The organism is Flavonifractor sp. An112, from assembly GCF_002161085.1.
GTDB classification, from domain to species: Bacteria; Bacillota; Clostridia; order Oscillospirales; family Oscillospiraceae; genus Flavonifractor; species Flavonifractor avicola.
The window spans coordinates 102618-114160 of record NZ_NFLU01000010.1 but is presented as its reverse complement, the minus strand read 5'-3'; the positions used below and the strand labels follow the sequence as shown (position 1 = coordinate 114160).

The following is an 11543-nucleotide window of genomic DNA, read 5'->3' as shown; positions in this document are numbered from 1 at the left end:
CAGCTCCGCCCCAATACGGTTGCTGGCACACAGCAGAGGTGTGCTGCAATAGATACCATCCATATAGAGAGAAAGGAAGCATGCAGTATGAAAAACAAAAAGAAAATTGCCCTTGGGGCCACCGCGATGTCCGCTGTTCTGGTGGCGGCAGGTACCTTTGCCTGGTTTACCACCACCGACAAAGTGGAAAACGTCTTCAACATGGACAACTTTGACGTGACCATTACCGAAGACTTCGACAAACCTGACGTGCCCCTGACCCCCGGCGCTGACATCACCAAGGAAGTGGGCGTTACCAACAGCGGAAACGTGGATGTACTGGTCCGCGTGAAGCTGGAGGAGGCTCTGAGCCTGCTGACCTTGGACGGCGACAAGCTGAAGGTTGTGGAGAGTGACAGTACTTCTGCTACTACTGGACAGGTTGCGGTTACCATCAGCCAGGCTATGATTGATGCCTATAAGGGTACGAATGGCGGCTATCAAGACTTTACAACCACCTCTTATGATAACCTGTCCAGTATCACCGTCCTACGCAAGACCACTACCAACGGCGACAACACTGTCTACAGCTACCTGGCCTATGTGACCAATGAATCCTCTGAGGGCAGCGGCTATCATCATCTGGTCACTGTGACGCCTAATATTGGCAGTGGTTCTGCTGCGGCTCCCGAGAGCTTCACCGTGAAGTATCTCTACAATGAGCAGAAGGCTGCTAGCGACAGCGATGAGACCCCCTACACCCTCGAGGGCACCCACGGCGCAAGTGGCCACGACACTGCCTTTGATACCTACTACGGCAGCGACTTCCACGATGGCGCTGTTACGCTGAAATTTGCCACCAATGTTTCTACCAACGGTGAGGTCAGTGAGAATACCACCTGGGTCCTGATGAGCGACGGCTACTTCTACTACACCAAGGCGCTGAAGGGCGAGTCCATCTCCGATCCTCTGCTGAAGTCTGTGACCATCAGCGAGTCTGCCGGCAATGCTCTGAAGGGCGCCACCTACACCATCACTCCTGAGATGCAGGCCGTGCAGCTGGACTGGGAGGCTGCCAAGGCTACCTGGACGGAAATTAACGGTGACGATAGCAGCTCTGTGGCAACTGTTACCCAGAATGATGCCGGTCAGCTGGTCTATAACATTGTTGAAACTGGCGCTGGCTACTACACTGCCGGTTAATCCTACTTATTTCTGACAACTAAACTTACATAACGGCGGCGGATGCCGGGCAACCGGCATCCGCCCCCTGCAAGGAGGCTGAAGCATGAAAAAAAGAATACTCCACGGACTGCTGGCGGCAGTGCTGGGTTTCAGCCTCGTTGCAGGGGGCGCAACCGCAGTGCTGGCAGCGTCGGGCGGCTATATCCGTACCTATGACACGGCTGAAAATACCATCGTCTACACCATTTCCCCCAATGCGGGCGACCGGGTGACTATCAACTGTAACGATGCGGCCAACAGCCTGATGGCCCAGCTCACCGTGCCTGGTCAGGCGGCCCAAGTGGGTATCCGTTTTGTGAACAACACCAGCCGCACCTATGTCTTTGAGGACTACGCCTTTACCACGGAAAATGACATTGACCGGGATGTTCCGGTGCGCTCTCCCGGTCTGCCCACCACCCCTGGCTACACCATCCGTACCCAACCGCCCCAACAGGAGGGAGCCCTTACCGATCAGTTGGGTTTTGACGGTAACCGGATCCCTTACACCATGACGGTGCTGCGCTCGGTGACCACTCCCCTGAAGGCGGTCTACGGGATGGAAGACAGCGCCGATGTGTCTGTTTTGCAGGTGCTCCATCTGGAGGACCGGCTGGCGGAACTGGGTTATGACTCCTATTCCGACTATCTGCTGGATTACTATAAGGACACCTGCACCGACCCCGCTCACCACTGCGGTGAGGCAACCAATCTGTTTGGTCTTCACCCCAGCCACCAGTGCGAGATTCTGGGTTCCAACACCTCCGGCTATACGGGCCAGTCGGAGATCCGACAGCCCCGTACCATTACCATCAGCGAGCTGCAAAGCAATCCGGATTATTACGATTTCCGGGTGTTGGGCTGGGGTACCCGAGTGACCGGCCCTACTGGTGAGCGTTGGGTGGAGCAGGACTATGAAATTCTGGAGACTGATCCGGAGATCATCGCACTGGGCTACCGCTATCTCTATGCCTATGGCCTGTTTTTCTCCTTTGACGGTACGGGCATCAACTTGCCTACTTCCGCCGACCAGCTGACTCTGGATAATCTGGAGATCTGGAGTTATCTCAACCGGTTGGATTCCGTACAGGAGCAAGTAGGTGTACTGAAGAACATCGTGTTGCAGCCGGGTGAATCCTTCACTCTCCCAAATGTTACCCTAGAAGTTCAGTTACCGAACAGCTACGATATGCGGGCCATGGATTTTGGGTTCTCCCTTACCTTTAAGAGCACTGATGACGGCCCCGGCGTTGATCCCGAGCCTTCCACTCCTGTCCATCCCAACCAGACGCCCACGCCTACGGAGCCGGTGGAATCCCCTGTCCCCACAGAATCCCCCATCCCAACGGAACCGGTAGAATCACCTGCTCCGACGGAAACCCCCATTCCCACTGAGCCGGTGGAAACGCCGACGCCCACAGATCCTGACACATCCCCCGATCCTGATCAGCCGCCCAAGACAGGTGACGATGGAAAACTGATCCTCTGGGGGAGCATACTTGGAGCAGCGGTGTTCTTGTTGGTCCTGATCCTCTATAAGTTCCGGCGCGATAAGGAATCATAATGGAAGCTAAGAAGAGAATTTATGGACTCCTCTGCGTGCTGCTGCTGGTGGTCATCTGTGTGGCCGCCTGGCAGGTGGTGCAGATCCTGCTGGAGTATCGGGCCGGTGAGCAGACCTATGCGCAGCTGGCAGAGCTCTCCGTGCCCCGACAGGAGCCGGAGGAGACCGCAGCCGGTCAGCGGACCTCCACACGGGATTTCACCGCGCTGCAGGCGGTGAATCCCGATGTGCTGGCCTGGATCACGGTGCCCAATACCGGCATTGACTACCCTGTGGTACAGGGGGAGGACAACCAGCACTATCTCAATCATCTGGTCACTGGCGAATGGAACAAGTCGGGCAGCATTTTTCTGGACTGCCAGGCCGCGCCTGATTTTTCTGATCCATACAGCATCATTTATGGACACAATATGCTCAACGGGACTATGTTTTCCAGCTTGATGGACTATAAAAGCCAGGACTTTTATGACAAGCATCCTGTAGGCGTGCTGGAAACACCCCATGCACAATATGAAATCGTGTTCTTTGCGGGATTTGTGGCTCATGTAGAGCACGCGGTGTGGAACACCGGCCTGTCCGCGGAAGAGCTGCCCATATGGGCAGCAGAAATACAGCGGCAGTCCTGGTTTCAGAGTAGTGTGGTTCCATCCTCAGAGGACACAATAATTGCCCTGGCAACCTGTAGCTATGAGTTCAACAACGCCCGGTTTGTACTGCTGGGAATCCTGAATGAGACAAGTGATGTATAACATGAATCCCCGGACATTAAAAATTTGAAAAGTATTGGCCTTTCTCTGGGTGATATTGTTTCTCAATATGCATAAGGAGGAAAGCCGATGAAACGAAGAGGCGTATCGATTTTACTGGCGACGGTCATGCTGCTGTCTGTATGCACAACTAACCTGACCGTGCTGGCCGCCGGCTCCGAGCCGGTGAAGCTGGCCACTTTGACCATTCATTATTACCTGCAAAATGGTAACGGCAACATGATCCACGAGCCCTACATTGCCCAGCAGGTGGTGGGAAGCACATACGAGGTGAAATCACCGGAAATTGAAAATTTTAAGTTGGTAAATGACGGTCAGGAGACCATTTCCGGAACCTTGACAAAAGATACCGTAATATCGGTCGACTACACATACGCGGAAGAAACCTTTCTGTATACGGTTATCTACGAAGGCCACCTCCCGGATACGGACGAACCTGTGACCCTGGATACGGTAACGGGTTATGCGCCGGAAGGCACACAAGTGCCGGTGGAATACAAAGAGTTTTTTGGATATGACAAGGACAGCACGGATGAAATGTGGCTGACGGTCACCGCTGACGGCAAGGCCACCAAGACGCTGACCTATACGCTGAAGGATGCGCCTTATGTTATTTTTCGCACCCAAGGCAGCTACGTGGAGCCTATAAGCAAAGATCCCGGCACGGATATCACCGAGCAGATCAAAAATATTGAGGATCCGACCCGCCAGGGATATCAATTTAAGGGCTGGGAATATAATGGCAAGACTTATGACAACGCAGCAGCGTTGTCTGCGGATTTGAACAAGATGCCCGCCACACTGACCTATGTAACGGCCGTATGGGAACCGGCTGAGGTAAATTATACAGTTCTTGTCTGGTTTGAAAATGCAGAAGCAGATGATGACGGCCATTATGGCTATACGCTGCACAGTAATGGGGAGATCCGGCAAGCCGTCACAGGAGCTACAGTTACGGCCAACGAGCAGGACAAGCTAAACGGAAATGGCAGCAATGAGGAGGAAGATGACGAATTTTACGGGTTTGACTATTCGCATTGTGAAAAGGTAACCGTATCCGGCGATGGAAAATCCGTACTGAATTTGTATTATGACCGTGAGATGTGGACAATCACATTATATGAGTCCAATTATCAAACTGTTTACAAGACTTATACAGGAAAATATGGTTCCAGAACGCCTACTGATCTCCTATACATCGTATATCAAGCATATTATGATCGCCATAAACCATCCGGTGCTTCTACCGAAACCAAATTCGCTTATCTGAAGGATGGGACGAGTAACAATACGGGCGAATATGCAGTAATCGTGCCGACCAGCTTTAATATACGGAAGGATTTGGAATTATATCCTCACTATACGACACAAAAACTCAATGTCTATCATCTCTATTGTTAGCGTCAGGCGATAATCGCCATTCCGGGTCAGGCGAAAAACGCCAATTTTGGTCAACTGAAAACAGCCATTTACAATTTGAATAGTTCCTTTACACTGGAGGCGTAGCCAGCCCCCGGTGAAAGGAGACAAGATGAAACAACCCAATTTCGCAGCCATGTCCCCGGTTGTGGCAAAGGCCATTGAGCAGATGATGGCCGAGCAGGGAGACAAGTTCTCGCTGGAGAAAATCAACCTTGCAGAGCTGGAGCGCCGTACCGGGATTTCCCGTGCCAGACTGCGCCGGATGAAGGAACACGGCTTTGAGGACACTGAGCACGCCGCAAAGGGCCGGAAGGCGAGCACCACGCTCCTGAGCAGCTATACAGGCATCCTGGACGGTCTGCTGAAGAACGGCGTGACAAACTCCGCTGTGTGCCTCAGCAGGCTCCGTGCAAACGGATATATTGGCAGCCAGACCACGATTAAAAACTACATCCTGGCGCACAACATCTCATTCCGCCTGCTCGCTATGCGGTTGCTCCGCAAGGGAACCGTGGGCGGCGTTACACTACCGGCCCCGGAGAGGCGTTCCAGATGGACTGGGGATTTACCAAAGTCCACTCTTTTGCCGGAGAGGAATACTCTGTTGCCTGCTTTGCTATGGTCTGCCACCACTGCGGTGAGCGGTATGTAGAGTTCTTCCCCAACGCCAAGCAGGAAAACCTGTTCATTGGTATGCTCCACGGATTCCAGTACATGGGCGTCCCTCAGTATATCCTCACGGACAACATGAAGAGCGTGGTTATCCGGCGGAACCAGGACGGACATCCTCTCTGGCAGAAAGACTATGAGCAGTTCATGCGGACTGTGGGTTTCCAGACCAAACTCTGCAAGCCTCGCCACCCCTTTACGAAGGGCAAAGTGGAGCGCCTGGTCCGTTTCGTGAAGGACAACTTCCTGGCTGGAAGGACCTTCTGGAATGTGACTGACCTGAACCTCTCCGCGCTGGACTGGTGTGACGAGCAGAACACCACCTTCCACCGGGGATTGGGTATTCCGCAGGACATCCACAGGGAGCGGTGTGGCTCTGTGGTTACGAAACTGAACGACAGCCCTGAATTGTTGCTCTACCTTTGCCCCGAGCGGAGGATTTCCTTTGACGGGTTTGTGAACTACGAGGGGCGGCGCTTTGGAGTCCCCTACGCCTATGGCGGCAAGACGGTCCGTGTTATGCGAAACGGCTCCTGCCTTTATATCTACTCCGCAGATATGGCCCGCCTGCTCGCTACCCATGAAGTGACCTGGGCTTACCAGGACAGCTTCTGTGCTAACCAGTATGCGTTCCCAGAGCAGCCGGAGGAGTTTCCCTCCATGCCGGTGAAAACGGTGATTAGGCAACTCCCGCAGACCTCCACCGACCTCTCCTTTGAGAAGTTTAACTTCACCAAGGAGGAGGAGGACGACGAGGATGACTGACTCTCTGTTTGAAGCGGTGGCCCATGCCACCCGTGAGCTGACGAAGTATGGTTTCTCCACCCAGGAATTTGCAATGCTGGTACAGCAGCACAACATGACCGATACTGAAGCCCTTGCCGTGGCGAAGGTATTTGACTATCTCCTGGAAAAGCGGGAGCGTTCCACAGTGGATTTCCTGCTCCGCACCAGCCGCCTCCCACTGAAGGTTCCCAAGACCTTTGACAACTTTGATTTCAGCCGAGTCACCGGAAAGAATGTTGACAAGCTCCGCAGCCTCCCCACGCTGTCTGCCCTCTATGCTCACAAAAACATTGCCTTTATTGGACGGCCTGGTACGGGCAAGACCCATCTGGCCCAGGCTTTTGGGCGTACCTGCTGTGAGCATGGATTTAGGAGTTACTTCATTAAGATGACAGAGCTGCGGGACCGCATGACTTCCGCACGCCGATCCGGCCGGGAGAGCAACCTTCTGTCCTACCTTGTCCGCCCTTCCTGCCTGATTATTGATGAGGTGGGACACTGTGAGTTTGACAAGGAGAATACCCGGCTGTTCTTTGACATGGTGGACCGCCGCTACCAGAAGGAGGGCTACTCCAACATGGTCTTTACCAGCAACCGTGACCCTGCTCAGTGGAAGGAGAACTTCTGTGAGAACGATGCTCTTCTGTGCGCCCTGGACCGCATCTTTGACGATGCTGTGGTCTTTACCATTAAGGGAGAGAGCTTCCGGGGCAGGAAGTTGGAGACGGTTGCCCTGCGTACTTCTACTGGCTCACCGGCTGACCCGCAGCAGGCCGGGTAAACAATATTGTCTGGGGGCTGGCTACCCTTGATTGGCGATTTTCGTCCGGCCGAGATTGGCGATTTTCTCCCGGCCCAAAATGGTTAATTTCTCCCGACCCTAACAATCAAAAGATATGACTACAAGAGCCGATCAAAAACAGATGTGTCGTAACCGTAAAATCTTTCGGCGTATAAAAAGGCCGCCATCTCAGCGCACAGGCAAAGAGATGGCGGTCTGCATTTTCATTATGGTTTTGGAATTTTACATTTCTGGGGCGCATTCACCGGGAGGAAAGATTCCGCCCAGGCTTCATCCTTCCGGCTCAGGCCCGGCGCATTGTGCAGAAGACAAAGCAGGTAGCAGTAGGGATCCAGGTCATTTTCTTTTGCAGTTTTAATCAAACTGCAGATCACAGCGCCGGACTCAGCGCCGGCAGAAGTATCGGAGAAAAGAGCTAGTTCTTCCGGCCCATCACAAAGGGTTTTATGCTGTGCTCGGCACGGTTGTTGGATAGTTCCAGTCTGCCATCCTTCAGATAGCGTACCAGATAGGTCCACTGCTCCCGCAGATGATTAAGCATCTCAACCAATTCTTTCATCTGCTCCTTCCCGCTCGACGTATAGATATCAATTCTCACATTACCCATATGCAGCGTAGCGGAACGTTCCGCTACCTTCCAGCACTATTATCTCATACAAACCTATCTGCCTGCACCTTTGACAGTTACATGGAAAATTGTGGCCTGCATCTAAAAATCATGGTATAATGACTAAAATTGCTGTGATTTGTCGGAGGTGGACTCCATGACGCCAGAACAAAAAGCCCGGGAGGCAATCGACCAGAGGCTAACCCAGGCCGGGTGGATTTTGCAGGATATGCGCCAGCTCAATCCACTGGCAGGCCCAGGTGTGGCGGTGCGGGAATTTCCCACCAGCACTGGGCCGGTGGACTATGCCCTTTTTGTAGATGGCGTCCCGGTTGGTGTCGTGGAGGCCAAGGCGGACGAAAAGGGTGAGAACATCACCACTGTGGAAGGGCAGTCCAGCCGATATGCCGGAAGCACTTTTAAATGGGTCAAAGCGGGATACCGTATTCGGTTTACCTATGAGGCCACTGGAAAGCTGACTCGTTTCACCGATTATAACGACCAGAAATATCGCTCCCGCCGTATCTTCAGCTTTCACCGTCCTGAAAGCCTCCGTGCTCTGCTGAAATTTGAGGATACTATCCGCAACAACATGAAGCATTTCCCACCCTTTGACACTGCGGGCTTCCGCAGCTGTCAGATCACGGCTATCGAAAGTCTGGAGCAGTCCTTTGCACAAAATCGTCCCAGAGCGCTGATCCAGATGGCCACCGGTGCTGGCAAGACCTTCACAGCCATTACGGCGGTATATCGTCTGCTGAAATATGCCAAAATCAACCGAGTCCTCTTCCTGGTGGACACCAAGGGCCTGGGCGAACAGGCGGAACGGGAATTCCTGGCCTATCGCCCCAACGATGACAACCGCTCTTTTCCTGAAATCTATGGGGTGCGGAGGCTGAAAAGTTCTTACATCCCCCAGGATGTGCAGGTGTGCATCAGCACCATCCAGCGGATGTACTCTATTCTGAAGGGGGAGGAACTGGATGAGTCGGCGGAGGAGACTTCCTTCAATGAGCTGACCTCGGCAGACCGCCAGGCGGCCAAAGAGGTGGTCTACAACGAGAAGTACCCGCCGGAGTTTTTTGACTGCATCATCATCGACGAGTGTCACCGCTCCATCTACAATGTCTGGCAGCAGGTGCTGGACTATTTCGATGCCTTCCTCATCGGCCTCACTGCCACGCCGGACAAGCGTACCTTTGCCTTTTTCAATGAGAATGTGGTCAGCGAATATTCCCGGGAGCAGGCTATCATCGATGGCGTCAATGTGGGAGAGGATATCTTCCTCATTGAGACCCAGGTGACCAAAAGCGGCGCCCACATCATGAAGCAGATAATCGAATGCCGAAACCGGCTTTCGCGGGAAAAACGCTGGAAGCAGCTGGACGAGGATGTGGATTACCAGCCCACCCAGTTGGACCGGGACATCGTCAATCCCAGCCAGATCCGTATGGTAATCCGTACCTTCCGGGAAAGCCTGTTTACCACGCTGTTCCCACGGCGTAAGGAAGTCCCCAAAACTCTGATTTTCGCCAAAACCGACAGCCACGCCGACGACATCATCCAGATTGTCCGGGAGGAGTTCGGCGAGGGGAACGAGTTCTGCAGAAAGATCACCTACTCCGCCGAAAATCCGGAGGGTGTGCTCAGTGAGTTCCGCAATGGCTACAATCCCCGCATTGCGGTGACAGTTGATATGATTGCCACCGGCACCGATGTCAAACCCATCGAGTGCCTGATTTTTATGCGGGATGTGCGCAGCAAAAACTATTTTGAACAGATGAAGGGCCGGGGTACCCGTACTCTCAGCAAGGACGACCTGCAAAAGGTGACCCCCTCGGCCACCGAGAACAAGGACCACTTTATCATCGTGGATGCGGTGGGCGTTACCAATTCCAAGAAGTCCGAGACCCGTACCTTGGAGCGCAAGCCTTCGGTCTCTCTGAAAGAGCTGATGATGACGGTGGCTTTGGGTGCTCGGGATGAGGACACCCTGACCTCCCTTGCCAACCGGGTGATCCGCCTCAACAGCCAGATGAGTTCCAGCGAGCGGAAGGAATTTACCCAGGTGGTGGGCGTTCCGGCCAGTCAGCTGGCGGAAGATTTGCTGGATGCCTTTGACGAGGATATTCTCACCGCCCGGGCCCGGAAGCAATTCCAGACCCAGGAACCCACGGAGGATCAGATGCAGACGGTACAGCGGGAGGCAGCAGCCCAAGCGGCCGCGCCCTTCTGCCGCCCGGAGGTTCGGGACTTCATTGAAAATGTCCGCCGCAGCCATGAGCAGATCATCGACAACACCAACCCGGACACCCTGCTCTTTGCCGGGTTTGACGCCCAGAAGGAGGAAAACGCCGACCGGGTGATTCGGACCTTCCATGAGTTTATTGAGGAAAACAAGGATGAGATCATTGCCCTGCGCATCCTGTACAGCCAGACCTATCAGGACCGGCCCATGGCCATTGAGAAGCTGAAAGCTCTCTATGAGAAGCTGCGGAGCAAGGGCGTAACCATCGAGCGGCTGTGGGATTGCTATGCCATCAAGAAGCCGGAGAAAGTAAAGGGAACGGGCACGCTGCGCCAGCTGGCCGACTTGGTGTCCATCATCCGGTTTGAGATGGGCGAAGCAGAGGGTTTACAACCCTTTGCCGATAAGGTAAACTACAACTTCCAGCAGTGGACCTTCCGCCGCAACGCCGGTGCGGTACATTTCACCCCGGAGCAGATGGAGTGGCTCCAGCTGGTGAAGGATCATATCGCCACCTCTTTGAGTATCCAGCCAGAGGACCTGGACCTGAGCCCCTTTGACCGCAAGGGCGGCCTTGGGCGGTTCTATGAGGTGTTCGGGGAGCAGTATGAGGCGATTTTGATGGAAATGAATATGGAATTGGTAGCGTAAGGAGAATATAGATGAAAATTGATTTTTCTACACCCATGACATTTTATGAATTAGTAGCAATCATATTAGCTGCTGTGGCTATCATTATCCCTATTGCTCAAGCAGTTTGGAAAAAATGGTTTATTACTGCCAAACTTAGTTTTTTGCCTACTGGTAGAGCTCTGCTCTTTTTCAATCAGAGTGGTTCATACATTCGTATTGATGGTGTGTATGAGTCTGAACGAAAACCGATATCTATTAAAAAAATTAAAATTAAAGTAACACGGCAAAGAGATGAGAGAAAATTAAATCTAGCTTGGTCCAGTTTTATTTCTCCAGTAAACCAAAGTATGGTTGGAAATTATCTGCAAACAACAGAATCTGCTCATCCTCTTAGAATTGAAGCAGACAGTATTATCTGCGCGTTTACAGAATTTGGAGATGCCTTTGATTCTTTTGGTAAGACCTTTAAGGCCAGTACAGAGAATTTGTTTAAGCGGATTGCAGATATTAGAAATTCCTACCAAAACTATGCTGAAGCTGCTGCTTTTTATAGAACTACTTCCGAATATGCACAAGCAAAAGAGGTGCTTAACAAGGAGTTTTTCTGGGAGATTGGAAAATATGATATTGATATTGAGGTAAATTACAACAAAGAGATTAAACATTTTTGTTACACAATTTCCGTTGGAGAATATGAACATGGTTTGCTAATAAATAACATAGATGAATCACTGCTCTCTCCGCTAAAATCAAATTATGGTGTGAACTGGGAATATCGCACTGCTTTTGTGGAATTGGAAGATATATAAGCCGTTTGCTATCGCTACAAATATTGAATATTA

The 11543-nt window shown here is 52.4% G+C and carries 9 protein-coding genes and 1 pseudogene; 9 read left to right on the top strand and 1 reads right to left on the bottom strand.

Translation table 11 applies throughout. From position 1 onward, the window contains the following. The first annotated feature begins 87 nt into the window (after nucleotides 1-87). From B5E56_RS10400 to B5E56_RS10375, 7 genes are all read left to right on the top strand, one after another. Nucleotides 88-1182 carry a BsaA family SipW-dependent biofilm matrix protein gene (locus B5E56_RS10400; protein ID WP_087389755.1) on the top strand — a complete coding sequence of 365 codons (1095 nt, stop codon included), beginning with the start codon at nucleotides 88-90 and terminating at the stop codon, nucleotides 1180-1182. 85 nt (nucleotides 1183-1267) lie between these two features. Beyond that, a complete protein-coding gene (locus B5E56_RS14745) occupies nucleotides 1268-2767 on the top strand; it encodes a hypothetical protein (protein WP_087389753.1) in 1500 nt (499 codons plus the stop codon). Continuing rightward, a complete protein-coding gene (srtB, locus tag B5E56_RS10390; protein WP_087389749.1) occupies nucleotides 2767-3516 on the top strand; it encodes a class B sortase in 750 nt (249 codons plus the stop codon). The genes B5E56_RS14745 and srtB overlap by 1 nt, the downstream gene beginning before the upstream one ends. Nucleotides 3517-3603: 87 nt before the next feature. Continuing rightward, entirely contained in the window at nucleotides 3604-4935 is a 1332-nt protein-coding gene (locus B5E56_RS10385; RefSeq protein ID WP_087389746.1) for a MucBP domain-containing protein, read from the top strand. A gap of 130 nt (nucleotides 4936-5065) precedes the next feature. Next, on the top strand, nucleotides 5066-5608 hold the full coding sequence (locus tag B5E56_RS14740) for a hypothetical protein (RefSeq protein WP_206404974.1): 543 nt from the start codon (nucleotides 5066-5068) through the stop codon (nucleotides 5606-5608). Next, entirely contained in the window at nucleotides 5509-6390 is an 882-nt protein-coding gene (locus B5E56_RS10380; protein ID WP_206404973.1) for a Mu transposase domain-containing protein, read from the top strand. Before B5E56_RS14740 ends, B5E56_RS10380 begins: the two co-directional genes overlap by 100 nt. Next, complete coding sequence (locus B5E56_RS10375) at nucleotides 6383-7192, top strand: ATP-binding protein (protein ID WP_204220834.1); 810 nt, start codon at nucleotides 6383-6385, stop codon at nucleotides 7190-7192. Before B5E56_RS10380 ends, B5E56_RS10375 begins: the two co-directional genes overlap by 8 nt. A 335-nt stretch (nucleotides 7193-7527) precedes the next feature. Here the strand turns inward: B5E56_RS10375 and B5E56_RS14910 are convergent. After that, nucleotides 7528-7724: pseudogene (locus tag B5E56_RS14910) on the bottom strand (transposase); the annotation flags it as partial. A 253-nt stretch (nucleotides 7725-7977) separates the two neighbouring features. On the opposite strand from B5E56_RS14910, the gene B5E56_RS10365 reads away from it, so the two are divergent. Then, complete coding sequence (locus B5E56_RS10365; protein WP_087389741.1) at nucleotides 7978-10719, top strand: DEAD/DEAH box helicase family protein; 2742 nt, start codon at nucleotides 7978-7980, stop codon at nucleotides 10717-10719. A gap of 11 nt (nucleotides 10720-10730) precedes the next feature. Next, nucleotides 10731-11510, top strand: coding sequence for a hypothetical protein (locus B5E56_RS10360; RefSeq protein ID WP_087389738.1), 780 nt, complete (start codon nucleotides 10731-10733; stop codon nucleotides 11508-11510). The last annotated feature ends 33 nt before the right edge of the window (nucleotides 11511-11543 follow it).